At 52.2% G+C, this 25,829-nt stretch carries 19 protein-coding genes; 3 read left to right on the top strand and 16 right to left on the bottom strand.

The genetic code is table 11. The features are described from left to right. Positions 1-21: 21 nt before the first annotated feature. Both cysI and cysJ read right to left on the bottom strand, forming a co-directional pair. Positions 22-1,734, bottom strand: coding sequence for an assimilatory sulfite reductase (NADPH) hemoprotein subunit (gene cysI, locus GFB57_RS09590; RefSeq protein ID WP_003034148.1), 1,713 nt, complete (start codon positions 1,732-1,734; stop codon positions 22-24). Further along, a complete protein-coding gene (cysJ, locus tag GFB57_RS09585; RefSeq protein WP_003034146.1) occupies positions 1,734-3,533 on the bottom strand; it encodes an NADPH-dependent assimilatory sulfite reductase flavoprotein subunit in 1,800 nt (599 codons plus the stop codon). Before cysJ ends, cysI begins: the two co-directional genes overlap by 1 nt. A 305-nt stretch (positions 3,534-3,838) precedes the next feature. Between cysJ and queD the strand changes: the two genes are divergently transcribed. Then, positions 3,839-4,201, top strand: a complete 363-nt coding sequence (gene queD / locus GFB57_RS09580) for a 6-carboxytetrahydropterin synthase QueD (RefSeq protein WP_003034142.1) — start codon at positions 3,839-3,841, stop codon at positions 4,199-4,201. A gap of 91 nt (positions 4,202-4,292) precedes the next feature. Here queD and queE read toward each other — a convergent pair whose 3' ends face one another. The 3 genes from queE to GFB57_RS09565 all read right to left on the bottom strand — a co-directional run bounded on the left by queE (position 4,293) and on the right by GFB57_RS09565 (position 7,281). Then, positions 4,293-4,964 (bottom strand): 7-carboxy-7-deazaguanine synthase QueE, encoded by a 672-nt coding sequence (gene queE, locus GFB57_RS09575; protein ID WP_003034139.1) that lies wholly within the window; start codon positions 4,962-4,964, stop codon positions 4,293-4,295. Positions 4,965-5,035: 71 nt separating this feature from the next. Further along, positions 5,036-5,725: an N-acetylmannosamine-6-phosphate 2-epimerase gene (locus GFB57_RS09570; RefSeq protein WP_003034135.1), complete on the bottom strand. Its 690-nt coding sequence runs from the start codon at positions 5,723-5,725 to the stop codon at positions 5,036-5,038. Beyond that, positions 5,725-7,281 (bottom strand): maltose/glucose-specific PTS transporter subunit IIC, encoded by a 1,557-nt coding sequence (locus tag GFB57_RS09565; protein WP_003034134.1) that lies wholly within the window; start codon positions 7,279-7,281, stop codon positions 5,725-5,727. The genes GFB57_RS09570 and GFB57_RS09565 overlap by 1 nt, the downstream gene beginning before the upstream one ends. 165 nt (positions 7,282-7,446) lie before the next feature. On the opposite strand from GFB57_RS09565, the gene GFB57_RS09560 reads away from it, so the two are divergent. Continuing rightward, entirely contained in the window at positions 7,447-8,271 is an 825-nt protein-coding gene (locus tag GFB57_RS09560; RefSeq protein WP_003034131.1) for a MurR/RpiR family transcriptional regulator, read from the top strand. A 55-nt stretch (positions 8,272-8,326) separates the two neighbouring features. Here GFB57_RS09560 and eno read toward each other — a convergent pair whose 3' ends face one another. The 5 genes from eno to rlmD all read right to left on the bottom strand — a co-directional run bounded on the left by eno (position 8,327) and on the right by rlmD (position 16,123). Beyond that, positions 8,327-9,625, bottom strand: a complete 1,299-nt coding sequence (gene eno / locus GFB57_RS09555) for a phosphopyruvate hydratase (protein ID WP_003034129.1) — start codon at positions 9,623-9,625, stop codon at positions 8,327-8,329. A gap of 87 nt (positions 9,626-9,712) precedes the next feature. Then, positions 9,713-11,350 carry a glutamine hydrolyzing CTP synthase gene (pyrG, locus tag GFB57_RS09550; protein WP_003034127.1) on the bottom strand — a complete coding sequence of 546 codons (1,638 nt, stop codon included), beginning with the start codon at positions 11,348-11,350 and terminating at the stop codon, positions 9,713-9,715. A gap of 224 nt (positions 11,351-11,574) precedes the next feature. Further along, entirely contained in the window at positions 11,575-12,366 is a 792-nt protein-coding gene (gene mazG / locus GFB57_RS09545; protein ID WP_003034125.1) for a nucleoside triphosphate pyrophosphohydrolase, read from the bottom strand. Positions 12,367-12,489: 123 nt separating this feature from the next. Next, complete coding sequence (gene relA, locus GFB57_RS09540) at positions 12,490-14,724, bottom strand: GTP diphosphokinase (RefSeq protein WP_003034123.1); 2,235 nt, start codon at positions 14,722-14,724, stop codon at positions 12,490-12,492. A gap of 100 nt (positions 14,725-14,824) precedes the next feature. After that, positions 14,825-16,123 (bottom strand): 23S rRNA (uracil(1939)-C(5))-methyltransferase RlmD, encoded by a 1,299-nt coding sequence (rlmD, locus tag GFB57_RS09535; protein WP_003034120.1) that lies wholly within the window; start codon positions 16,121-16,123, stop codon positions 14,825-14,827. Positions 16,124-16,180: 57 nt separating this feature from the next. On the opposite strand from rlmD, the gene barA reads away from it, so the two are divergent. Further along, positions 16,181-18,937, top strand: coding sequence for a two-component sensor histidine kinase BarA (gene barA, locus GFB57_RS09530; protein WP_003034117.1), 2,757 nt, complete (start codon positions 16,181-16,183; stop codon positions 18,935-18,937). 43 nt (positions 18,938-18,980) lie between these two features. Here the strand turns inward: barA and GFB57_RS09525 are convergent, their stop codons facing one another. The 6 genes from GFB57_RS09525 to GFB57_RS09500 all read right to left on the bottom strand — a co-directional run bounded on the left by GFB57_RS09525 (position 18,981) and on the right by GFB57_RS09500 (position 25,705). Then, positions 18,981-20,123 (bottom strand): glycerate kinase, encoded by a 1,143-nt coding sequence (locus GFB57_RS09525; protein ID WP_003034114.1) that lies wholly within the window; start codon positions 20,121-20,123, stop codon positions 18,981-18,983. A gap of 81 nt (positions 20,124-20,204) precedes the next feature. Further along, positions 20,205-21,545 (bottom strand): glucarate dehydratase, encoded by a 1,341-nt coding sequence (gudD, locus tag GFB57_RS09520; RefSeq protein WP_003034111.1) that lies wholly within the window; start codon positions 21,543-21,545, stop codon positions 20,205-20,207. Positions 21,546-21,565: 20 nt separating this feature from the next. After that, on the bottom strand, positions 21,566-22,906 hold the full coding sequence (locus GFB57_RS09515) for an enolase C-terminal domain-like protein (protein ID WP_003034108.1): 1,341 nt from the start codon (positions 22,904-22,906) through the stop codon (positions 21,566-21,568). 2 nt (positions 22,907-22,908) lie between these two features. Continuing rightward, complete coding sequence (gene gudP / locus GFB57_RS09510) at positions 22,909-24,261, bottom strand: galactarate/glucarate/glycerate transporter GudP (RefSeq protein WP_003034105.1); 1,353 nt, start codon at positions 24,259-24,261, stop codon at positions 22,909-22,911. Positions 24,262-24,786: 525 nt separating this feature from the next. After that, complete coding sequence (locus GFB57_RS09505; RefSeq protein WP_003034102.1) at positions 24,787-25,203, bottom strand: hypothetical protein; 417 nt, start codon at positions 25,201-25,203, stop codon at positions 24,787-24,789. Beyond that, positions 25,181-25,705, bottom strand: coding sequence for a hypothetical protein (locus GFB57_RS09500; RefSeq protein WP_071524454.1), 525 nt, complete (start codon positions 25,703-25,705; stop codon positions 25,181-25,183). Before GFB57_RS09500 ends, GFB57_RS09505 begins: the two co-directional genes overlap by 23 nt. Positions 25,706-25,829 lie beyond the last annotated feature (124 nt).

The following is a 25,829-nucleotide window of genomic DNA, read 5'->3' as shown; positions in this document are numbered from 1 at the left end:
ACCCGATAAATCAATTTCACATTATTCCCAGAAATCCCGGGCAGGATCGAGCACCGGGCGAATAATGCCCGCACGCACCGTAAAGTCACCGAAGCCTTCACCCGCTTCGCGCTCTTTCGCCCAGCGCCCAATCAGTTCATCCAGCGATGCCAGAATTTCCGGCTCGGTGATGTTCTCTTTAAACATCCGGGGAATGCGAGTTCCAATACGGTTGCCCCCTAAATGGAGGTTGTAACGTCCGGGCGCTTTCCCCACCAGACCAACTTCCGCCAGCATCGCGCGGCCGCAACCGTTCGGGCAGCCAGTCACACGCATGACAATATTTTCATCACTCAGGCTGTGCTTCGCCATCAGCGTGTCGATGTTGTCGATAAACGTTGGCAGGAAGCGCTCGGCCTCCGCCATCGCCAGCGGACAGGTTGGGAACGACACGCAGGCCATCGAGTTTTCACGCTGCGGAGTGACCGCATTCATTAAGCCACTCTTCTGCGCAATCTTCTCGATCTTCGCCTTTTCACTCTCAGGAACACCTGCAATGATCAGGTTCTGGTTCGCGGTAATACGGAACTCACCTTTGTGGATCTTCGCGATCTCAAGCAGACCGGTTTTCAATGGACGGCCCGGATAATCCAGGATACGGCCGTTTTCAATAAACAGCGTCAGATGCCATTTATTGTCGATCCCTTTCACCCAGCCGATACGATCGCCGCGACCGGTGAACTCGTACGGGCGGATAGGCTCAAACTTGATCCCCGCGCGGCGCTCAACTTCAGCTTTAAAGGTCTCAACGCCTACGCGTTCCAGCGTGTATTTGGTTTTGGCGTTTTTACGATCGGTACGGTTACCCCAGTCACGCTGAGTCGTCACCACCGCTTCCGCCACGGCCAGTGTATGCTCAAGCGGCAGATAACCAAATTCGCTTGCCGTCCGGGCGTAAGTTTTCTTATTGCCATGCTCAATGGACAAACCGCCGCCCACCAGCAGGTTAAAGCCCACCAGCTTGCCGTTTTCCGCAATCGCCACGAAGTTCATGTCGTTGGCATGCAGATCGATGTCGTTCTGCGGTGGGATCACCACCGTGGTTTTAAACTTACGCGGCAGATAGGTTTGACCGAGGATCGGCTCCTCGTCAGTGGTCGCAACTTTTTCCTGATCAAGCCAGATCTCTGCATAGGCGCGGGTGCGCGGCAGCAGATGTTCGGAGATCTTTTTCGCCCACTCGTAGGCTTCGGCGTGCAGCTCAGATTCATACGGGTTGGAGGTGCACAGCACGTTACGGTTCATATCGTTGGCGGTCGCCAGTGCGTCCAGGCCGACGGAATGCAGCATCTGGTGTACCGGTTTAACGTTCTTCTTCAGAATGCCGTGAAACTGGAAGGTCTGACGGTTGGTCAGACGAATGCTGCCGTAAATAGTGTTGTCATGGGCGAACTTGTCGATCGCCTGCCACTGTTTGGTGGTGATCACCCCACCCGGCAGACGACAGCGCAGCAGCATCGCGTGACGCGGCTCCAGCTTTTGCTCGGCACGTTCGGCGCGAATATCGCGGTCGTCCTGCTGGTACATACCGTGAAAACGGATCAGCAGGAAGTTGTCGCCTTTAAACCCGCCGGTCAGGCCGTCGTTTAAATCTTCGGCAATGGTACCGCGCAGATAGTTGCTTTCCAGCTTCATACGCTCAGCGTCGGACAGTTTGCCTTCGACCACCAATGGTCCTGGATGTTTTTCGCTCATTAGTAGACATCTCGCTGATAACGGCGCTCAATGCGCAGCTCACTTAAAAATTCATCCGCCGCTTCGATATCCATACCACCGAATTCGGCAATCACTTCCAACAACGCCTGCTCAACGTCTTTCGCCATACGATTGGCGTCGCCGCAGACATAAATGTGGGCACCGTCGTTAATCCAGCGCCACAGTTCCGCGCCCTGTTGGCGCAGTTTATCTTGTACGTAGACTTTTTCTTTTTGATCGCGGGACCAGGCGAGATCGATACGGCTCAGTACGCCCTCTTTGACGTAACGCTGCCATTCCACCTGATACAGGAAATCTTCGGTAAAGTGCGGGTTACCGAAAAACAGCCAGTTTTTGCCTTCGGCTCCATCAGCCGCACGCTGCTGCATGAAGGCACGGAACGGTGCAATTCCCGTACCCGGGCCAATCATAATTACCGGCGTCTGCGGGTTTGACGGCAGGCGGAAATTGTCGTTGTGTTCAATGAACACGCGAACTTCACCTTCTTCTTCCACGCGGTCGGCGAGGAAACTGGAAGCACCACCAGCACGGGCGCGACCTTCTATCTCATAACGCACCACGCCCACGGTGACGTGCACTTCGCTTTCCACTTCCGCCTGAGAAGAGGCAATGGAGTACAAACGCGGCGTCAACGGACGCAGAAGATCAACTAACGCCTGAGCATCCAATTGCGCCGGGGAAAAGCGCACCATATCGACGATGGGCGTGGTGGCGGCATAATGCTGCAACTGTGCTTTGTCACCCACTAACGGCAGCAATGTTTCGCTGCGGGTTAAGGTGGCATAGTTCTCCACGATATTGCCGGTATTCACCGTCAGCTCGAAATGCCACTGCAACGCTTCAGCGAGCGACAAGGTTTTGCCTTCAACCGTCACCGGCTCATCACCTTTCAGCCACAGCAGTTCAACCAGTTCTTTAACCAGATCCGGGTCATTCTGATACCAGACGCCCAATGCATCGCCCGGCTGATAACGCAGGCCGGAATCGCCTAAATCAATTTCAATATGGCGTACGTCTTTTTCAGAGTCACGGCCGGTAATTTTCTGATTCACCGCAAGCGACGCCGTCAGCGGCGCTTCTTTGGTGTACGGGCTGGTGTGTACTTCATTTACCGCACCGCTCGCAGCAACTTGCACAGACGGTACTGCAGGCGCACGTGCTTTCAGGACATCAATCAAACGGGCACGCCACTGCGCGGCGGCGGCCTGATATTCGACGTCGGCATCTACACGATCGAGCAGACGTTCACCGCCCAGCTCAGCCAGTTTCGCATCGAAGTCTTTTCCTGACTGACAGAAAAACTCATAGGAGGTGTCGCCAAGACCAAACACGGCAAAAGCGGTGTTATCGAGCTTTGGCGCTTTTTTCGAGAACAGGAATTTATGCAACGCCACGGCTTCTTCCGCCGGTTCACCTTCCCCTTGCGTCGACGCCACCACGATCAGCAGTTTTTCATTGGCGATTTGTTTGAATTTATAGTCGCCAGCGTTGATCAGAGTGACGTTGAGCTTCGCGGCGATCAGATCATCGCGCAGGGCTTCCGCCACACGACGCGCATTACCGGTTTGCGAGGCGGAGATAAGCGTAATGCCTGGCATTTCAGCGACAGGCGCAAGCGCCGCTGTATTGCTACCAGGCTGCTGATTCAGCACGCCCCAAAAATAGCCAGAAACCCACGCAAGCTGTGCGGGAGTGAAATCGGTCGTGGCTGCCTGAAGGCGTGCCAGTTGCTCCGGGTTTAGCGGTAGCAGAGCGGAAGGTGGGGCCTGTGTCGTCATGCGTTGTCATGTTCCAGTAAGCAAAGCGGATTTCAGCAATAAAACCCAAACTGAAGATAAGGTTAACGGCGGGGATAGTAACAATTAAAGAAGGGATAGAAATAACAAATAACCAAATGGACTAACCTGTTTTAGTTATAGTCATTAACGACAAAACCGATTTAATAACTATATGATATATAAATAGTTATCAAACATTAACAGCGTAAATATGACGTTCTGATGCTTAGCGCCCTTTTAACTAATGATAAAAATTGTGCTTTACGGTACCCTACGGCGGTTTTTCGCATTCTTGAGAGTAAATAATGTCCACCACCTTGTTTAAAGATTTCACCTTCGAAGCCGCTCACCGCCTGCCGCACGTACCGGAAGGGCATAAGTGTGGCCGCCTGCATGGTCACTCATTTATGGTGCGTCTTGAAATTACCGGTGAAGTCGATCCGCATACCGGTTGGATCATGGATTTTGCTGAGTTAAAAGCCGCGTTTAAGCCGACTTACGACAGACTCGATCACTACTATTTGAACGATATTCCTGGATTAGAAAATCCAACCAGTGAAGTGCTGGCCAAATGGATTTGGGATCAGATTAAACCTGTGGTCCCTCTGCTAAGTGCTGTAATGGTGAAAGAAACCTGCACAGCAGGCTGCGTGTACCGCGGCGAGTGATTGTAGGCTTGCCGGATGGCAATGCGTCTTATCCGGCCTGCAACAAGCAACAAACTCTGGCCGGGTAAGCGAAACGCTCCCGGCACAGTTATCAGGCAATATTCAGATATTTATGGGTTTGCATCGACAGACGCCAGTTGCGCGCAATACAGGTATCAATACACAAACGCGTCGCATCTTCTTTCTGGCTGATTGGCTGTAAGGCGATGATTCGTGGTTTGTCGTCGCTCAACGTCGCCAGCAGTTCATCCAGCGCTTCAATATCGCGAACGCGACCAACCGGATGTTTGATTTCATTCGCGCGCTCCAGCGCCTGCGACAGCACATCATAACCGCCACGCATATTTACCTTCGGCGATACGGTCACCCAGGTATTCGGCGTACAGCGTACTTCGTGGGTGCCACTGGTTTCAATCTGGCAGCTAAAGCCGTTCTTTTCCAGCAGGTCAGTCAGCGGCATCAGGTCATGAATGCAAGGCTCGCCGCCGGTGATCACCACATGACGGGCGGTATACCCCTGACGCGAAATGACCGCCAGCAGATCCTCACTGCTCGCCGCCCCCCATTTGTCGCTTTCTTTGGTCTTGGCCAGGATGCTGTACAGGGAGACTTCCCGATCCTCAAGCTTATCCCAGGTGTGTTTGGTATCGCACCAGGCACAGCCAACCGGGCATCCCTGTAAACGAATAAAAATGGCGGGGACGCCGGTAAAGTAACCCTCACCTTGCAGGGTCTGGAACATCTCGTTAATCGGGTACTGCATAGCGCTCTCAATATGGGGATAAACGATAATTATCGCAGATCCCCGCCAAAGTATCATGCCCCATCGATGCTTTACGAGGCGATCGCCGCGACAAAGCGTGCCGTTATCTGCTGCGGACGCGTGATTGCGCCACCAACCACCACGGTATGGGCACCTAATTCCAGGCATCGTGCGGCACGTTCCGGAGTATCGACGTTTCCTTCTGCCACGACAGGTACGCTGACCGCCGCCAATACCTCACGTAAAAAACCGCAGTCGTTTTCCGCCAGCACATGCCCGGCAGTGTCATCGGTATAGCCGTAGAGCGTGGTGCCCACGCAGTCAAAACCCAGACGCTCAGCTGTCACCGCCTCGTCTATGGTGGCGATATCCGCCATCAGCAGCACAGACGGGTAGCGAGCGCGGATTTGCATAACTAATTCTTCCAGCGTTTGTCCACCAGGGCGCGGGCGCGCTGTCGCATCCAGAGCAATAATCTCCGGCTCAACGGTCATTAGCTCATCCACTTCCTGGAGCGTAGCCGTGATAAACACATCGCTACCCGGATAATCACGCTTGATAATCCCAATCACCGGCAGGGAGACGCTCTGTTTGATCGCGCGAATATCCACCACGCTGTTCGCACGAATACCTACAGCACCTCCCTGCGCTGCCGCCAGTGCCATACGCGACATAATAAACGGACTGTGCAGGGGCTCATTTTCCAGCGCCTGGCAGGAGACGATTAATTTACCTTTCAGGGAATCCAGTACAGTTTTCATTACGATAAGATCTCTTCGACTTCGTTTTTGATGATGGTGACATGCGGGCCATAAATCACCTGAACCCCGTTGCCGCGAATAATTACGCCACGCGCTCCGGTCGCTTTCAGCGCCGCTTCATCGACCTTGCTACTCTCTTTTACCGTCACGCGCAGACGTGTGGCGCAACAGTCCACCTCTTCCAGATTCTCTTTACCTCCCAGTCCGGCAATCACAGCCGCAGCACGCTCACTTTGCGGCAGGCCGGATTCAGTCGGTGCTGCGTTTTCACGACCAGGCGTCAACCAGTTAAAGCGGTTAATCAAATAGCGGAAGGTGAAGTAGTAAAGGAAGAACCACGGGATCCCCACCATAGGGACGTACATCCAGTTGGTTTTAGCTTCCCCCTGTAGCACACCGAAGAGGAGGAAATCGATAAGCCCACCCGAAAAGGTTTGCCCGATGGTGATATGTAAAATATGCGCCATCATAAACGCCAGACCATCGAAGAAGGCGTGAATGACGTATAACACAGGTGCGACAAACAGGAAGGAGAACTCGATAGGCTCAGTGATCCCCGTCAGGAAAGAGGTCAGGGCCGCAGACAACAGCAGTCCGGCGACAAGCTTTCTGTTCTCTGGTTTTGCAGTATGGTACATCGCCAGACATGCGCCAAGCAGGCCAAACATCATGGTGATAAAGCGCCCGGACATAAAGCGCGAGGTGCCCGCATAGAACTGCTGCGTATTCGGATCGGCAAGTTGCGCGAAGAAAATACGCTGCGTGCCTTCAACCAACTGGCCGTTGACGATTTCACTTCCGCCAAGCGCTGTGGTCCAGAACGGTAAATAAAAGATATGGTGTAACCCCAGTGGGCCAAGCATACGCAGGATGAAGCCGTACAACAGCGTACCCAGATAACCGGTCGCATCCACCAGACCACCCAGTCCAAAAATGAGTTTCTGGAAATGCGGCCAAACCACCGTCATGACCGCACCCACTACAATCGCGGCAAGGGAGCTAATAATCGGCACAAAGCGCGAACCGCTGAAGAAACCAAGGAACTGAGGCAGCGAGACTTTATTGAAACGGCTATGCAGCGCGCAGGTGACAAGCCCAATCACCACCCCACCAAATACGCCTGTTTCCAGCGTCTGAATACCCAGCGTCATCCCCTGGCCTACGGCACCGGGATTCTCGTGCGCCAGCGTTCCGTTGAGTGTCAATAAAGCGTTGATGGTGGCGTTCATCACCAGAAATGCCAGCAATGCAGCAAGCCCGGCGGTGCCTTTGTCCGTTTTCGCCAATCCTACTGCCACACCCACCGCAAAAAGCACCGACAGGTTGGCAAACACAATAGAACCTGCGCTGGTCATGATCGTGAAGATTGCCTGTAACCAGTCAACGTCCAAAAACGGATACGCCGTCAATGTGTTTGGATTCGACAGCGCACCGCCAATCCCTAACAACAGCCCCGCAGCGGGCAGTACCGCAATCGGCAGCATGAACGATTTGCCAAACCGCTGTGCCTTTTCAAACCATGCGCCCGATGAGGCGCCGCTAAACATTTGCATCATTTTTTCATCTCCCCGATTAATGATGAAAATTTTTACCATAATTAATTTTATAAATGAAAATTATCATCAAAAACCAGGAAGCCGATCATACTTTTTTAAAATGACTGGCATCTCTCCCCTGCTTTCCGCCACACTATCAGCAGAGAAACGCATTAAGGATTTTGCATGTCAGAAAATGAAAACCTGCTGCTGAGATTGCGCCAGGGCGTTGACGGATATAGCCGAACACAGCAGAAGCTGGGAGAGTTTGTGCTTAGTGATCCGGCAAAAGTTGTCTACCTGACGATTACCGAACTGGCGCGTGAAAGCGACACCAGCGAGGCGAGCGTCACACGTCTGTGCCGCACGCTTGGGTGTAAGGGTTATAACGAATTCAAAATGGCGCTGGCTCTCGATCTCCAGCAAGGACAGCCGGTAGAGCACAGCGGGGATGAAATTGACAATGTGGTCAATGAATCCGTGCAAGCGCTGCAGGACACAGCAAAGTTACTCGACAGGACATTACTGGAATCCGCCGCTCTGGCGCTACATCAGGCTCAGTCGGTACAGATTTATGGCGTAGCGGCCAGCGCTATTCTGGGGGAGTATTTACATTACAAACTCCTGCGCCTCGGCAAACCCGCGCAACTGTTCAGCGACATGCACCGCGCAGCCATGAATGCCACTACGCTTAGCAAAAATACGCTCGTGGTAGCGATCTCCAGTTCAGGCTCCACGCGCGATCTGCTGCATGTCGTGAAACTGGCGCGTAAGCAAGGCGTGCGCGTACTGGCGCTAAGTAATACACCACGCAGTCCGCTGGCTTCGCTGAGCGATATTCAACTGGTCGCAGCCAAACCAGAAGGTCCGTTGAGTGCTGGTGCGCTAAACGCCAAGGTGGGTGTGATGCTGTTGGTAGAACTTCTCACCACGTCGCTGATTGCGCTGGATGAAAAGTACAGTGATGTGAGCCAGCAAACAGCCAGCGCAACACTTCCTCTACTGCTTTAAAAGCATAAAAAAACCCGCCGCAGCGGGTTTTTAAGTTAAGAGTTAAAGAACAGGATTACGCCTGACCTTTGATCTCTTTACGACCGTTGTACGGTGCTTGTTCACCCAGAGCTTCTTCGATACGAATCAGCTGGTTGTACTTAGCAACGCGGTCAGAACGGCTCATAGAACCAGTTTTGATCTGGCCTGCAGCGGTACCAACAGCCAGGTCAGCGATGGTAGCATCTTCAGTTTCGCCAGAACGATGAGAGATGACAGCGGTGTAGCCAGCGTCTTTCGCCATTTTGATCGCAGCCAGAGTTTCGGTCAGAGAACCGATCTGGTTGAATTTGATCAGGATGGAGTTAACGATGCCTTTTTCGATGCCTTCTTTCAGGATCTTGGTGTTGGTTACGAACAGATCGTCACCAACCAGCTGGATTTTGTCGCCCAGTACTTTAGTCTGGTATGCGAAACCGTCCCAGTCAGACTCGTCCAGACCATCTTCGATGGACACGATCGGGTACTGTTTGGTCAGTTCTTCCAGGAAGTGAGTGAATTCTTCGGAGGTGAATGCTTTGTTGCCTTCGCCAGCCAGAACGTATTTACCGTCTTTGTAGAATTCAGAAGCTGCACAGTCCATCGCCAGAGTGATGTCTTTACCCAGCTCGTAGCCAGCTGCTTTAACCGCTTCAGCGATTACAGCCAGAGCTTCAGCGTTGGAACCCAGGTTCGGCGCGTAGCCACCTTCGTCACCAACTGCAGTGTTCATACCTTTAGCTTTCAGAACTTTAGCCAGGTTGTGGAACACTTCAGAACCCATACGAACGGCTTCTTTCAGAGTCTTAGCGCCAACCGGCTGAATCATGAATTCCTGGATGTCGACGTTGTTGTCAGCGTGCTCACCACCGTTGATGATGTTCATCATCGGAACCGGCATGGAGTATTTACCCGGAGTACCGTTCAGTTCAGCGATGTGTGCATACAGCGGCAGGCCTTTAGCAGCAGCTGCTGCTTTGGCGTTCGCCAGGGACACAGCCAGGATGGCGTTTGCACCGAAGTTGGATTTGTTTTCAGTACCGTCCAGATCGATCATGATCTTGTCGATGCCAGCCTGATCTTTAGCATCTTTACCCAGCAGAGCCTGAGCAATTGGGCCGTTAACAGCTGCAACAGCTTTCAGTACGCCTTTACCCATGAAACGGGATTTGTCGCCATCGCGCAGTTCCAGTGCTTCGCGGGAACCAGTAGAAGCACCTGACGGAGCTGCTGCCATACCAACGAAACCACCTTCCAGGTGTACTTCGGCTTCAACAGTCGGGTTACCACGGGAGTCGATGATTTCACGACCGATGATTTTAACGATTTTGGACATTAGATTTTCCTCAGTACAAGTTAAACTAAAACTCCAGACAAACAATGCACCCTGATGGGTGCATTGCCGTTCTAACTTATTTACTTCTTACTTCGCCTGACGCTTCTGATGTTCACTGGCGGCTTTCACAAAGCCGGCAAACAGCGGGTGCCCATCACGTGGCGTGGAAGTAAATTCCGGGTGGAACTGACAGGCCACGAACCACGGATGATTCGGTACCTCAATGATCTCGACCAACTGATCATCACCGGAACGGCCTGCAATACGCAGACCCGCAGCTTCAATCTGTTTCAACAGCATATTGTTGACTTCATAACGGTGGCGGTGGCGTTCAACAATTGTCGGCGCGCCGTACAGTTGACGAACCAGGCTATCGTCGCTCAACTGACACTGCTGCGCACCAAGACGCATAGTGCCGCCCAGATCGCTCTTCTCGGTACGGACTTCGACGTTGCCGTCTTCATCGCGCCATTCGGTAATCAGGGCCACCACCGGGTACTTACAGTCTGGCACAAATTCCGTGGAGTTGGCGTTGTCCATACCCACTACGTTACGTGCAAACTCAATCAACGCAACCTGCATACCCAGGCAAATGCCCAGATAAGGAATATTGTTCTCACGCGCAAAGCGCGCCGTCGCGATTTTACCTTCAACACCACGGTAGCCGAAGCCGCCAGGGATCAGGATGGCATCAAGACCTTTCAGGATCTCAACGCCACGCGTTTCGACATCTTGTGAATCGATCAGCTTGATATTGACGGTGACACGATTCTTCAGACCGCCATGCTTCAGCGCTTCGATAACTGACTTATAGGCATCCGGCAGTTCAATGTACTTGCCGACCATACCGATAGTCACTTCGCCTGCCGGATTAGCTTCTTCGTAGATAACCTGTTCCCATTCTGACAGATTAGCTTCCGGACAGTTCAAGCTGAATCGTTTACAAATATAATCGTCAAGGCCCTGAGATTTCAACAGGCCCGGGATTTTATAGATGGAATCGACATCTTTCAGAGAAATCACCGCTTTTTCCGGAACGTTACAGAACAATGCAATTTTTGCACGTTCATTAGCCGGAACTGCGCGATCGGAGCGGCAAATCAGGATATCTGGCTGAATACCGATAGAAAGCAGCTCTTTTACAGAGTGCTGAGTCGGTTTAGTTTTGACTTCACCTGCCGCCGCCATGTACGGAACCAGCGTCAGATGCATAAACAGCGTGTGCTCGCGGCCAATTTCTACGGCCATCTGGCGAATCGCTTCAAGGAACGGCAGAGATTCGATATCCCCAACGGTTCCGCCGATTTCAACCAGAACAACATCATGACCTTCACCGCCTTCCAGAACACGCTCTTTAATTGCATTCGTGATGTGCGGGATAACCTGAACGGTCGCGCCCAGGTAGTCGCCACGGCGTTCTTTACGCAGAACGTCGGAGTAGATACGACCCGTAGTGAAGTTGTTGCGGCGGCTCATTTTGGTACGAATGAAGCGCTCATAGTGACCCAGGTCCAGGTCGGTTTCAGCGCCGTCTTCGGTAACGAACACTTCCCCGTGTTGGATTGGGCTCATAGTACCTGGATCGACGTTGATGTACGGATCCAGTTTCATCATGGTTACATTGAGGCCACGGGCTTCAAGAATGGCTGCCAGGGAGGCTGCGGCAATGCCTTTTCCCAGAGAGGATACGACCCCGCCGGTCACAAAAATATAGTTCGTTGTCATGCTGGACCTGAGAAGTTAGGGTGAAACGATGGAATTACCAAGACGGGAAAGTAGTATACCCGAACATGACGAGCGCCACAAACTTTCATTATTCCTCCTCTTCACCAGGCTCACATTAACATCGGGAGTGAGAAAATAGCCCCTTTGGGGTAAATGTTTTTGACGTAAATCAAGCGCTTGTTATTTAAAAAATCACACAAATCGCCCTTGACCGACGAAATCCCTTAGAGATCAATTTCCTGCCGTTTTACCTGTTGCCAGACTTCTTCCATAGTTTCCAGATCAACACCAGTCATTTCCAGACCGCGAGCAGCCACAATTCGCTCAACCTCACGAAAACGTCGCTCAAATTTCTCGTTCGCTTTTTGCAAAGCAGTCTCTGCTTTAGTGCCTAAATGCCGGGCCATATTGACCGTGGCAAACAGCAGATCGCCCATTTCCTCCTCCAGTTTAGCCTGGTCGACAACAGCCTGCTTCGCCTCAAACATGACTTCGTCGATCTCTTCGTAAACCTTGTCGACAACCGGTCCTAATGTTTTCCAGTCGAAGCCAACATTTGAGCAGCGTTTCTGGATTTTTTGGGCGCGCATTAATGCCGGTAAACTACGGGGAATATCGTCGAGCGCGGAATGCTGTGCCTTCTCAGCACGTTCTTCGGTTTTGATTTGCTCCCAACGGGTAAGCACCTCGGTGCTGTTACTGGCAGAAACGTCAGCAAAAACATGCGGGTGGCGGCGTTCAAGCTTATCGCTTATCGCTGCGCAGATATCATCAAAGTTGAAGCGCCCTTCTTCCTGAGCCATCTGGGCGTAAAACACCACCTGGAACAGCAGATCCCCCAACTCTCCACGCAGGTCGTCGAAGTCTTCTCGCGCAATCGCGTCCAGCACTTCATAAGTCTCTTCGAGGGTGTAAGGAGCAATAGTGGCGAATGTCTGCTCTTTGTCCCACGGACAACCGTTCTCCGGGTCGCGCAGGCGCTGCATAATACCGAGCAGTCGGTTGATTTGATTCATTGGAATATCCTGAAATTTCAATACAGTAGGCCGGATAAGGCAACATCCGGCAACATAGCAATGCCTGATGGCAACGCTAACGCGTCTTATCAGGCCTACAAGGTTATCCGGCCTACATTATGATTAATTACCGTGCAGACGACGTGCGTCGATCACATCCGGTACCTGGTTCAGCTTGCCGAGCACGCGCCCGAGCACCTGCAGGTTGTAGATTTCGATGGTCATATCAATGGTGGCAAGCTGTTGTTTGGTATCACTCCGGCTGGCAACTCCCAGCACGTTTACCTTCTCGTTGGCGAGAATCGTGGTGATATCACGTAACAAGCCACTGCGATCGTTGGCCTGGACGCGAACCACCAGCGAATACCCTGCAGAGTAACTTTCGCCCCAGACCGCATCAACAATACGTTCCGGCGCATGGGAGCGCAGCTCAGTCAGCTGTTCACAATCCGCCCGGTGCACAGAAATACCGCGTCCCTGGGTAATAAACCCGACAATCTCATCGCCTGGAATCGGCTGGCAGCAGCGAGCGATGTGGTGCATCAGGTTACCTACCCCTTCCACCACGACACGACCGTCGTCTTTACGGCGACTCTGCGGTGCGTGCGTTTTCTGCTGAAGCTGTTTCAGCGCGGCGGCATCCTGTTCGGCAGCGCTTGGCTTATTAAACTGCGCCTGCAGGAAATTCACCATCTGGTTGAGGCGGATGTCTCCTCCGCCAATCGCCGCCAGCAGTTCATCCAACTCATTGAAACTGTAGCGCGGCAGCAGATGTTTTTCCGCTTCTTTCAGGCTGATGCCTAAATGCGCCAGTTCATCGTCGAGGATCTGGCGACCTGCAAGAATGTTCTTATCACGGTCCTGTTTACGGAACCAGGCGTGGATCTTCGAACGCCCACGACTGGTGGTTACGTAGCCAAGGTTAGGGTTCAACCAGTCGCGGCTTGGGTTTGGCTGTTTCTGGGTGATAATTTCAATTTGATCGCCCATCTGTAGTTGGTAGGTAAACGGTACGATGCGTCCACCAATTTTCGCGCCAATGCAACGATGCCCCACATCACTATGAATGTGGTAAGCAAAATCGAGCGGCGTGGAGCCTGCAGGCAGATCCACAACGTCGCCTTTCGGTGTAAAGACGTACACGCGATCATCAAAGACCTGGCTACGAACTTCATCCAGCATTTCACCGGAATCTGCCATCTCTTCCTGCCAGGCGATCAGCTTACGCAGCCATGCAATGCGATCTTCATGACCAGAGCGCGCCGCGCCTGAAGCAGTGCCCTCTTTGTACTTCCAGTGTGCCGCGACGCCCAGTTCGGCATCTTCGTGCATCTGTTTGGTACGGATCTGAATTTCAATGGTTTTCCCGCCCGGCCCCAGCACAACCGTATGGATTGACTGGTAGCCGTTGGGTTTCGGGTTCGCGACGTAGTCATCAAACTCATCCGGCAGATGGCGATAGTGAGTATGTACTATCCCGAGCGCGGCATAGCAGTCCTGTAAACGCTCTGCCACGATACGCACTGCGCGCACATCGAACAGTTCATCGAAGGCCAACTGCTTTTTCTGCATTTTGCGCCAGATGCTGTAGATATGCTTCGGACGCCCGTACACTTCAGCTTTGACGCCTTCCGTTTTCATCTCTGAGCGCAAATGACCAACGAACTCATCAATGTAATGCTCCCTGTCGATACGACGTTCATGCAGCAGCTTGGCAATGCGTTTGTATTCAGCCGGGTGCAGATAACGGAAGCAATAATCTTCCAGCTCCCATTTTAATTGCCCGATTCCCAAACGGTTGGCCAGCGGTGCATAGATATTGGTGCACTCTTTTGCCGCCAGAACGCGTTCATCTTCCGGCGCGTCTTTCACTTCACGCAGATGGGCAATCCGCTCTGCCAGCTTGATGACCACACAGCGAAAGTCATCCACCATTGCCAGCAGCATGCGGCGGACGTTATCGACCTGCTCGGAAGAAACTGAATCGGTATGCGTGGCTTTAAGCTGGCGTATCGCCGCCATATCACGCACGCCGTGGATAAGATGAACAATGGATTTGCCCACGCTCTCGCGCAGGATGTCTTCACTTACCACGTTGGCATCAGCCAGAGGGAACAGCATTGCTGCACGCAGCGTGTCGATATCCATGCTCAACATGGAGAGAATTTCTACCATCTCCACGCCACGCCACAGCAGCAGATCCGCATCCGGATGCCCCTGTGTCTGCTGGAGGCAGTACGCCCAGGTTTCGGCTAAGCGTTCACACGACTGCTGGCTGGAGATCCCCAGACTCGCGATCCATTTCTTGGGATCAAACTCACCAGCTTTATTTAAATGTGCACTTCTTACCGCAACCATCGTCCTCTCCTTAAGGGGCATGGCCTGTCGAAGTCGACAAGCCGAACCCATTGTCTTTCACACAGCATTACAAGGCGAAATCCAATGGGTATTAAGTTCATTACAAACGCTCAAACAGGACCATTGATTCCAGGTGTCCAGTGTGCGGGAACATATCGAGCATCGCCAGCCGCCGGATGGCATATCCCGCATTGAGCAAAGCATCGCTGTCACGAGCCAGCGTTGCCGGGTTACAGGATACATAAACAACGCGTATAGGTTCTAATTTTATAATATGTTGCATCACACCAGCAGCCCCCGCACGCGCAGGATCGAGCAAAACTTTGTCGAATCCGTTTTTCGCCCACGGCTGCCGGGTAACATCTTCCTCAAGGTTCTCATGAAAGAATGTCACATTGTGTAATCCGTTATTCAGCGCATTCTCCCGACCTTTTCCAACCAGCGCCGGAACACCTTCCACGCCAACCACGCTTGCTGCTCGAGTTGCCAGCGGCAGGGTAAAATTACCCATTCCACAGAACAGATCGAGTACGCGATCTTCAGGTTGCACATCGAGCCATTCCAGCGCACGGGCCACCATTTGTTGGTTTACCCCTTCGTTAACCTGAATAAAATCGCGCGGGCTGAAGGTTAACCGTAGTCCATTTGAGTCATACCAGGGCGATTCTTCTGATATTGATTCCAGTATCTCGCTTTGCGGGGCCAGAAACAAAGACAGCCCCTGAGAATGCGAAAAGCATTCCAGTTTTTCTTTATCCGCTGCACTTAATGGCGCCGTGTGGCGCAAAATCATCAGGGTTCCGCTCCCTGCCTGCACCAGTTCAACATGTCCAAGGTGGCGTAACCCTTGAAGACTTTCCAGACACGCCCTGAGATGGGGCAATAACGCTTCAAGCTGGGGCACCAAAACAGGGCATTGTTTGACATCGATAATGTCGCTGGAGCCTGATTTGCGAAACCCCATCTGCAATTTGTGTTCTTTTGGCCGATAGTTCAGGCTCAATCGGGCACGACGACGATAGCCCCACGGCGTATCAGCTATAACATCCGACACGTCACATTTCATTAAACGCGACAACGCCGCGCTTTTACTACGCTGCTGTAACGAGATGCTGGCATGCTGCTGCTGGCAACCGCCGCATACGCCAAAATGCGGGCAACGTGGCACTTCACGCTCAGGGCTGTTGTTCAAACGTCGTTTTACTTGCGCGCGGGCGAACTGTTTTTTATCTTCGGTAATCACCACCTCGGCGCTTTCCTTGGGTAGCAATTCCGGTATAAACAACGCTTTTCCGTTATGGCGAGCGACGCCCTGACCAAAAGGATCGAGGTCATTGACGGTAACGGTTATGATCTGACGCGTCGTCACGCGTCGTTTTGCAGAGTAGAATTGCGCCATCGACGAGATATTTCTCTATTTAACAGTGTGACCCTAATTGTCCCATAACGGAACTCCATGACCAACTACAGCCTGCGCGCACGCATGATGATTCTGATCCTGGCCCCGACCGTCCTGATAGGTTTGTTGCTCAGTATCTTTTTTGTTGTGCATCGCTATAACGACTTGCAGCGTCAACTGGAAGATGCTGGTGCCAGCATCATAGAACCACTCGCGGTCTCCAGCGAATATGGCATGAACCTGCAAAACAGGGAATCCATCGGCCAGCTTATCAGCGTGCTGCATCGTCGCCATTCCGATATCGTGCGGGCAATTTCTGTTTATGACGAAAATAACCGACTGTTCGTCACCTCTAATTTTCATCTCGATCCGTCTGAAATGCAGTTGGCGACAGGTTCACCGTTTCCCCGTAAGCTGAGCGTCACCCGGCACGGGGATATCATGATCCTGCGTACCCCGATTATATCGGAAAGCTATTCACCAGATGAATCCGCCGTAAGCGATGCGAAAAACACCAAAAATATGCTGGGGTATGTGGCGCTTGAGCTGGATCTTAAGTCCGTGCGATTGCAGCAGTACAAAGAGATCTTTATCTCCAGCGTAATGATGCTGTTTTGTATTGGTATTGCGTTAATTTTTGGCTGGCGTCTGATGCGCGACGTAACCGGCCCGATTCGCAATATGGTGAATACCGTTGACCGAATACGTAGAGGACAGCTCGACAGCCGCGTGGAAGGTTTCATGCTGGGCGAGCTGGATATGCTCAAAAATGGTATCAACTCGATGGCGATGTCACTTGCGGCTTACCATGAAGAGATGCAGCACAACATCGATCAGGCCACCTCTGACCTGCGTGAAACGCTGGAGCAGATGGAAATCCAGAACGTCGAACTGGATCTGGCGAAGAAACGCGCCCAGGAAGCGGCGCGTATTAAGTCTGAGTTTCTGGCTAACATGTCGCACGAACTGCGAACACCGCTGAATGGCGTGATTGGCTTCACCCGTCTTACGCTAAAAACCGAGCTCAACACCACGCAGCGCGATCACCTGAATACCATTGAACGCTCGGCTAACAATCTGCTGGCTATCATCAATGATGTACTCGACTTCTCCAAACTTGAGGCGGGCAAGCTGATTCTGGAAAGCATTCCCTTCCCGCTGCGCAGCACGCTGGATGACGTCGTTACGCTGTTAGCGCATTCATCCCATGATAAAGGGCTTGAGCTGACGCTAAATATTAAGAATGACGTGCCGGACAACGTCATCGGCGATCCGCTGCGCTTACAGCAGGTAATCACTAATCTGGTTGGCAATGCCATCAAATTTACCGAAGGCGGCAATATCGACATTCTGGTCGAGAAGCGCGCCCTTAGTAATACGAAAGTGCAGATTGAAGTACAAATCCGCGATACCGGAATTGGTATTCCTGAGCGCGATCAGTCACGCTTGTTCCAGGCCTTCCGCCAGGCGGATGCCAGTATTTCCCGCCGCCACGGCGGTACCGGACTGGGCCTGGTCATTACGCAAAAACTGGTCAACGAAATGGGCGGGGATATCTCCTTCCATAGTCAACCGAACCGGGGTTCCACGTTCTGGTTCCATATCAGCCTCGATCTTAACCCTAACGTTCTCATTGACCGCTCAACCACGCTCTGCCTGGCCGGTAAACGACTGGCCTACGTCGAACCGAACGCCACTGCCGCACAGTGCACGTTAGATATCTTGAGCGAAACGCCGTTGGAGGTGATTTACAGCCCTTCATTCTCTGGGCTGCCGAAGGATCACTACGATATTCTGCTGCTCGGCATTCCGGTCACTTTACGCGAACCGCTCACCATGCAGCATGAGCGGCTGGCAAACGCTGCGGCGATGACCGACTTTTTGTTACTGGCCCTGCCTTGCCATGCGCAGATTAACGCCGAGAAGTTAAAACAGGGCGGCGCGGCGGCGTGTCTGTTGAAACCTCTCACCTCAACTCGCTTACTGCCTGCGCTGACAGAGTATTGTCAGTTAAATCACAGCGCGGATCCGCTGCTGTTAGACGATAGCAAAATCGCGATGACCGTTATGGCGGTAGACGACAACCCTGCGAACCTCAAGCTGATTGGCGCACTGTTGGAAGATAAGGTGCAGCACGTCGTGCTCTGCGACAGTGGGCATCAAGCGGTGGATCGCGCCAGACAAATGCAATTTGATCTGATCCTGATGGATATTCAGATGCCAGACATGGACGGCATTCGCGCTTGTGAACTAATCCACCAGCTTCCTCATCAACAGCAGACACCGGTCATTGCGGTCACCGCACACGCCATGGCCGGGCAGAAAGAGAAGCTGCTCAGCGCCGGGATGAACGATTACCTGGCGAAGCCTATCGAGGAAGATAAGCTGCATAATCTGCTGTTACGCTACAAACCCGGCGCAAGCACAGCGCTTAGGGCGATCGCCGTTGAACCCGTTGAGCCGGTCGTCAATCCGAATACAACGCTCGACTGGCAACTGGCATTAAGGCAAGCTGCGGGTAAGAACGATTTGGCGCGGGATATGCTGCAAATGCTGCTCGATTTTCTGCCCGAAGTACGTAACAAAATTGAAGAACAGCTGGTCGGTGAAAACCCTGAAGGGCTGGTGGATATGATCCACAAGCTGCACGGCAGCTGCGGTTATAGCGGCGTTCCCCGCATGAAAAACCTGTGTCAGCTTATTGAGCAGCAATTACGTAGCGGGACCAAGGAAGAAGAGCTGGAGCCTGAGTTTTTAGAGCTTCTGGATGAAATGGACAACGTTGCGCGCGAAGCGAAGAAGTTGTTGGGGTAATATTCGCAGGAAGGCGGCGTGACCGCCTTATCCAACCTACAACTCAGCGTAATTGCTGCCCGGCTTTAAGCGTTGCGGCCACGTTTCGCGCCGTCATTCGTACGTTGTCGCTCGCGTTCTTTAGCGCCTCATCCAGGGTACAGATGGTATAGATGACACTGAAAACCGCATCCAGCCCATGCTCGTGGACCACACCGACATCCGCCGTCAGGCTACCGGCAATGCCGATAACCGGTTTGTTGTAACGCTTTGCGACCTTCGCCACGCCAACCGGAACCTTACCGTGAATGGTCTGACTATCAATGCGCCCTTCACCCGTTACCACTAAATCCGCATCCGCAACGCAGGCGTCAAGGTGCAACGCATCCGTTACTATCTCAATACCGCAGCGCAACTGTGCGCCGCAAAACGCATATAGCGCCGCCCCCATACCACCAGCGGCGCCACCGCCGGCCAGATCCAGCACGTTGACGTCCAGATCGCGGACAATGAGTTGCGCATAGTGCGTGAGTGCCCGATCCAGGCGGGAAATCATCTCCGGCGTCGCCCCTTTTTGCGGGCCAAAAACCGCAGAAGCGCCCTCTTCACCGGTCAACGGATTAGTCACGTCGCAAGCCACTTCAATACGACACGCAGCAAGTCGCTGGTCTAACTGAGAAATATCAATCCGAGCGAGCGATTCGAGGCCAGCCCCGCCATGGGCAATATCGTTATTTTGCGTATCCAGCAATTTTGCTCCCAGCGCTTGCACCATCCCGGCACCGCCATCATTGGTGGCACTTCCGCCAATTCCAATGATGATATGCTCAACGCCAGCGTCCAACGCATGACGGATTAACTCCCCGGTTCCCCAGGATGTCGTTTTCAGCGGATCGCGTAACCCCGCAGGAACCTGTTCCAGTCCGCTGGCGGCCGCCATTTCGATAAACGCCGAGCGCTCATCACCGGATAAACCATAAAATGCCTGAATTGTGTTGCCCAAAGGGCCGGTAACATCAACATGCACAAGGTGACCTTGCGTTGCGGCAACCATCGCTTCGACCGTTCCTTCACCGCCATCTGCAACCGGAATCTTCACGTAATCCGCATCAGGCCAGATCTCACGAAACCCCTGCTCAATAGCCGTTGCCACTTCAAGCGCACTCAAACTTTCCTTATAGGAATCCGGTGCGATTACTATTTTCATAAAGCATCCTTACGCATGTTGACTGTGTTAAGCATATACCAGGATAAAAACCGCCCCTCAATGGGAGCGGTCCCAGTTCACTTAGCGTACCATGCACGGACGCTTATTATCAAACGTCCAGTTCGGGATCAGATACTGCATTCCCATCGCATCATCACGCGCCCCCAGTCCATGTTGCTGGTACAGCTCATGCGCTTTCATGACCTGATCCATATCCAGCTCCACGCCCAGACCCGGTTTTGCCGGAACCTGCACCATGCCGCCTTTGATTTCAAATGGCTCTTTGGTCAGGCGTTGATTACCTTCCTGCCAGATCCAGTGGGTGTCAATCGCGGTAATTTTGCCCGGAGCCGCTGCCGCGACATGCGTAAACATCGCCAGCGAAATATCAAAGTGGTTGTTAGAGTGCGATCCCCAGGTCAACCCAAACTCATGGCACATTTGCGCCACGCGGACAGAACCCTGCATGGTCCAGAAGTGCGGGTCCGCCAGTGGGATATCCACGGACTGCAGCGACAGCGTATGCCCCATCTGACGCCAGTCGGTGGCGATCATGTTGGTGGCGGTCGGCAGACCGGTAGCGCGGCGGAATTCCGCCATCACTTCACGACCAGAGAAGCCCTGCTCGGCGCCACACGGATCTTCCGCATAGGCCAGAGAACCCTTCAGATATTTGCCGATCTTAATCGCTTCATTTAGTGACCACGCGCCGTTCGGATCCAGCGTGACGCGGGCCTGCGGGAAACGCTTCGCCAGCGCAACGATAGATTCCGCTTCCTCTTCCCCGGCCAGCACGCCGCCTTTCAGTTTAAAGTCGTTGAAACCATACTTCTCATACGCAGCTTCCGCCAGGCGCACTACCGCATCCGGGGTCATCGCCTCTTCATGACGCAGACGATACCAGTCGCACTTCTCATCCGGCTGACTCTGGTACGGCAGCGGCGTTGCCTTACGGTTACCGACAAAGAACAGGTAACCCAACATTTCAACTTCGCTACGCTGCTGTCCATCACCCAGCAGAGAGGCGACGTTTACGCCCAGATGCTGACCTAACAGATCCAACATGGCCGCTTCGATCCCAGTAACCACATGAATAGTGGTACGTAAATCAAACGTCTGCAAACCGCGACCGCCCGCATCACGATCGGCAAAAGTATTGCGTACCGCATTCAGCACGTTTTTGTATTCACCTAACGTTTTGCCTACCACCAGCGGGATCGCATCTTCCAGCGTTTTGCGGATTTTTTCTCCGCCGGGAATTTCACCCACGCCGGTATGACCGGAGTTATCTTTAATAATCACAATATTGCGCGTGAAGAATGGAGCATGTGCGCCGCTCAGGTTCATCAGCATACTGTCATGACCCGCAACCGGAATAACCTGCATAGAGGTAACCAATGGGGTAGAAAATTGTGCGCTCATAATTAAGTCCTTATTCAAAATTAGTGGCGGCCGAAAACGGGACGTTTACGGTCAAAAGTCCATCCGGGGATCAGATACTGCATTGGGCCTGCGTCATTACGCGCGCCGCCGGGCAGTCTCTTGTAGGCTTCATGAGCCTTGTTAACCTGATCCCAGTCCAGCTCTACGCCCAGTCCAGGCGCGTCAGGAACAGCAATTTTCCCGTTCTTAATCTCCAGCGGATTTTTGGTCAGACGGCAATCGCCCTCCTGCCAGATCCAGTGGGTGTCGATAGCCGTCGGGTTGCCCGGCGCAGCGGCGCCAACGTGGGTGAACATCGCCAGCGAAATATCAAAATGATTGTTAGAATGGCAGCCCCAGGTCAGGCCCCAGTCATCGCATAACTGTGCCACGCGTACCGCGCCGGAAAGGGTCCAGAAGTGCGGATCGGCCAGCGGAATATCTACTGAGTTCAGCATCACCGCATGGCCCATTTCACGCCAGTTGGTGGCTATCATGTTCGTTGCTACCGGTAGACCGGTTGCACGGCGGAACTCGGCCATCACTTCGCGGCCAGAAAAACCCTGTTCAGCGCCGCATGGATCTTCGGCGTAGGTCAGAACATCGTTCAGCCCTTTACACAGGGAGATGGCTTCATCCAGCAACCAGGCACCGTTGGGATCAACCGTAATACGCGCATCCGGGAAGCATTTTTTCAGCGCACGAGCGGTGTCGATTTCCTGCTCGCCAGGCAGTACACCACCTTTGAGTTTGAAATCTTTAAAGCCGTAGCGATCCTGCGAAGCCTGAGCCAGACGTACCACCGCCTCACTGTTCATCGCTTGCTGGTGACGCAGGTGATACCACTCATGGTTTCCCGGCGTGCTTTCCAGATACGGTAAATCGGTCTTTGTGCGATCGCCCACGTAGAACAGATAGCCGAGTACGGTGACCGCATCGCGCTGCTTGCCCGGCCCTAACAGTTCACAAACCGGCACGTTCAGCGCCTTACCCAGCAGGTCGAGCAGCGCCGCTTCCAGCGCCGCTACCGCATTGACCCGCAGTTCAAAGGTCCAGGCACCTTTGCCGAAGGTGTCAAAATCAGCGGCCTGGTTGCCTTTATGCACCTGCTGTACCACCTTATTCAGGCGCGCAACCTCCTGACCCAATACCATCGGGATAGCGTCAACCAGCGTCTGATAAATCACTTCGCCGCCCGGCGCTTCACCGACGCCGGTATTGCCGCCGTTATCGGTAAGAACCACAATATTGCGGGTGAAATATGCATTGTGCGCACCGCCAATATTGAGCAGCATGCTGTCATGACCGGCCACCGGGATGACCTTCATATCGGTAATAACGGGACTCGATTGTGTTGTCATCATCATTGTCCTGCGACAGGTTTCAGTTCGATACGTTTAATATCCCCCACCAGTACCAGATAGCTCACCACCGCAATCAACGCATGCACCCCGACGTAAATCAACGCGCCGTTAAACGAGCCGGTGGTCCCTACGATGTAGCCGATAGCAATTGGCGTGACGATGCCGGAGATGTTGCCAAACATGTTGAACAAACCGCCGCTCAGACCGCTGATCTCTTTAGGTGCAGTATCAGCCATCACCGCCCATCCCAACGCACCGATACCTTTGCCGAAGAAGGCCAGCGCCATAAAGCCGATGATCATCCACTCCACGTTGACGTAGTTACAGAACACCATCACCATCGACAGCAGCATGCCGAGTACGATTGGCGTTTTACGGGCGATATTTAGCGAACCGGTACGGCGCATCAGCCAGTCGGAAATAATGCCGCCGAGCACGCCGCCGGCGAATCCGCAAATGGCCGGGACCGAAGCGACAAAACCTGCTTTCAAAATCGACATACCGCGAGCCTGCACCAGATAAACCGGGAACCAGGTGATAAAGAAGTAGGTCAGCGCGTTAATGCAGTATTGCCCGATGTAAATACCGATCATCATCCGTGAGCCCAGCAGCTGTTTGATTTGCCCCCACTTCACGCTGAACGGCACTTTAGCTTTGGCGGCCGCCTGATCCATATTGATCAGCGCCCCGCCTTCAGCAATGTACTCCAGCTCTTTTTGGTTTACGCCCGGGTGCTGGTTTGGTTCATGAATCACCTTCAGCCAGATAAAGCTGATAACAATCCCGAGGCCGCCCATAAAGAAGAACACATGCGACCAGCCCACTTCGTGGGTCAGCCACCCCATGATTGGCGCAAAAATAACGGTGGCAAAGTACTGCGCAGAGTTAAAGATTGCGACCGCCGTGCCCCTCTCCTGTGCCGGGAACCATGCCGCAACTATACGACTATTGCCGGGGAAGGAAGGTGCTTCAGCTAAACCGACAAGGAATCGCAACGTAAACAGCGCAACGATAATGCCGAAGCCGCTAAAGATATCGACGAAGCCCTGCAGCAGGGTAAACATGGACCAAATAAAGATGGACCAGAAATAAACACGTTTTGAACCGAAGCGGTCGAGCAACCAGCCGCCAGGGATCTGGCCGATAACATAGGCCCATGAGAAAGCGGAGAATACATAACCCATCCCTACCGCATCCAGACCAATGTCTTTGGCCATCTCCGAACCGGCAATGGATAAGGTGGCGCGATCGCCGTAGTTGAAGGATGTGACGATAAACAACATCACCACTATCCAGTAGCGAGCGTTAGTGCGTTTTTCCGCGCTGCTCGCCGCCTGACTTAATGAACTCATTGTTGCACTCCTGAATCTTGGCTGTCGCCAGTTCATTCTGTACAGCACCTGTAGGGTGATCAGAATGAGAGGTTAGTGTGTGGCAGTTTTGGTACAGCTCAGGGCCGTTTTATTCTGACTCGCTGCCTTTTCGGGAACTGACGGGAAAAGTATATGAAGGAGTGCCACTTACCCTCACCGTGCAAAAACACAACATTGCGAGAGGTGAATGAGGTTGTTTATGGCATAAGCCTAATGGAATGGAAGATGCTTCACGAAATTGGCGTTTGGTGGGCGTTTTGTTGCCGCGTGGCGGCAACATCTAACCGGCGGTACCCATCTGGGTTTAAAGCGCTACTGCTTATGATGACTAACAGTTTGGGAAGCTGATCTCTTAGATTGCGCGCCAACTCCTAACGTGAACTCAAATTTTTTTAGTGGGTTATCACCTGCCACTACTTATGATGAGATTGTTGTTCAGGAATATGGAGCATTGAAATAAAAAAGGACTCTAGTTTATTCGAGCCACTATTAACATTCAGTTTCTCAGAAAAAATAATAAAGGATCGCCAAAAAAGCCAGAACAATAAATTCAACAAACCAGAACGCCGCTTCAACTTTAAACCCCGTGGTTAACTCTTTGGGTAAGGAACGAATAAAATGATATGCCTCAATACTCATATCATTATTAAAAACCCTATTATAGGGAAAAATCAGACTAGACATAATGAAATCTATCTTTGCAAAGTAGATACCGGGAGTACCAATTAAACTTGCTGTTCTCGCCAAACTTGCAGTGATAGGAAGACGACCAAGTTTGCCCTCGTATAATATTACTATTTTTTTATACTTCTCATCATTTATCACATAAGACATAAGTATTAAAATCAACGTTATAATAACCAGCATTATGCCAAGTCTAATATTAATGACATCTAGATTATCTGTTAAAAACTTTTTCATATATTAGAATACCTGCTGCTTCATTAAATGAATCTGGGTCATATAGTTTGAATTCTGAATTATCAAGTTCGTCATTCACTAATCCACCAAACCTATCACCTAGTTTCTCACCCACTTTTTCAAAATATATACCTCCTGCAATACTTGAAGCAATGCCACTTACCAGACATACACTTGCGCCAATACCTCCAGCTTCTGATGTAATCAATCCCAAAACCCATGTACAAGCGGCTCTTCCCATAATTCCCCTGGCAGCTCCGCCAGCAATACTTGCTGTTTGTTTGAGGCCGAATTTACTGTACTCCGTTATTGCTGCCTTTCTACATTCGCTTTCACGTCCTTTTGCGCAAGCCTCATAAACGTTAGTGGTATAACTCGTAAAATCAAGACCAATACCTATATAGCCTGTTGTTCTCATTATTTTTATCAGTTTCGCTGATGTTTCTATGTAGCTTGCATACCCCTCAATATCCTTTACACCTGTTTGATCCCAGTTATGCATAATCGATTTGGTTGATAAACCTAATGCCTTCTTTTATCTCACTTATTCATCTCATTAATTCATTCACAAAATCCAGTTTTTTGAGCCTGTTTTTTATTAAAACATGATAACTGGGTTATTTGTT

This window comes from Citrobacter sp. S39 (assembly GCF_009495675.1).
Taxonomy (GTDB): Bacteria; Pseudomonadota; Gammaproteobacteria; order Enterobacterales; family Enterobacteriaceae; genus Citrobacter; species Citrobacter freundii.
Note: the sequence above shows the minus strand (reverse complement) of the source record. Positions and strands in the feature narration are given on the sequence as shown.

Excerpts from the sequence above, each read along its gene's own strand:
- eno (WP_003034129.1), bottom strand. The coding sequence starts at position 9,625 with ATGTCCAAAATCGTTAAAATCATCGGTCGTGAAATCATCGACTCCCGT.
- gudP (WP_003034105.1), bottom strand. The coding sequence starts at position 24,261 with ATGAGTTCATTAAGTCAGGCGGCGAGCAGCGCGGAAAAACGCACTAAC.
- GFB57_RS09560 (WP_003034131.1), top strand. The coding sequence starts at position 7,447 with ATGTCAGAAAATGAAAACCTGCTGCTGAGATTGCGCCAGGGCGTTGAC.
- GFB57_RS09565 (WP_003034134.1), bottom strand. The coding sequence starts at position 7,281 with ATGATGCAAATGTTTAGCGGCGCCTCATCGGGCGCATGGTTTGAAAAG.
- GFB57_RS09505 (WP_003034102.1), bottom strand. The coding sequence starts at position 25,203 with ATGAAAAAGTTTTTAACAGATAATCTAGATGTCATTAATATTAGACTT.
- queD (WP_003034142.1), top strand. The coding sequence starts at position 3,839 with ATGTCCACCACCTTGTTTAAAGATTTCACCTTCGAAGCCGCTCACCGC.
- cysI (WP_003034148.1), bottom strand. The coding sequence starts at position 1,734 with ATGAGCGAAAAACATCCAGGACCATTGGTGGTCGAAGGCAAACTGTCC.
- GFB57_RS09525 (WP_003034114.1), bottom strand. The coding sequence starts at position 20,123 with ATGAAAATAGTAATCGCACCGGATTCCTATAAGGAAAGTTTGAGTGCG.
- mazG (WP_003034125.1), bottom strand. The coding sequence starts at position 12,366 with ATGAATCAAATCAACCGACTGCTCGGTATTATGCAGCGCCTGCGCGAC.
- pyrG (WP_003034127.1), bottom strand. The coding sequence starts at position 11,350 with ATGACAACGAACTATATTTTTGTGACCGGCGGGGTCGTATCCTCTCTG.
- rlmD (WP_003034120.1), bottom strand. The coding sequence starts at position 16,123 with ATGGCGCAATTCTACTCTGCAAAACGACGCGTGACGACGCGTCAGATC.
- GFB57_RS09515 (WP_003034108.1), bottom strand. The coding sequence starts at position 22,906 with ATGACAACACAATCGAGTCCCGTTATTACCGATATGAAGGTCATCCCG.
- gudD (WP_003034111.1), bottom strand. The coding sequence starts at position 21,545 with ATGAGCGCACAATTTTCTACCCCATTGGTTACCTCTATGCAGGTTATT.
- GFB57_RS09500 (WP_071524454.1), bottom strand. The coding sequence starts at position 25,705 with ATGCATAACTGGGATCAAACAGGTGTAAAGGATATTGAGGGGTATGCA.
- relA (WP_003034123.1), bottom strand. The coding sequence starts at position 14,724 with ATGGTTGCGGTAAGAAGTGCACATTTAAATAAAGCTGGTGAGTTTGAT.
- cysJ (WP_003034146.1), bottom strand. The coding sequence starts at position 3,533 with ATGACGACACAGGCCCCACCTTCCGCTCTGCTACCGCTAAACCCGGAG.
- barA (WP_003034117.1), top strand. The coding sequence starts at position 16,181 with ATGACCAACTACAGCCTGCGCGCACGCATGATGATTCTGATCCTGGCC.
- queE (WP_003034139.1), bottom strand. The coding sequence starts at position 4,964 with ATGCAGTACCCGATTAACGAGATGTTCCAGACCCTGCAAGGTGAGGGT.
- GFB57_RS09570 (WP_003034135.1), bottom strand. The coding sequence starts at position 5,725 with ATGAAAACTGTACTGGATTCCCTGAAAGGTAAATTAATCGTCTCCTGC.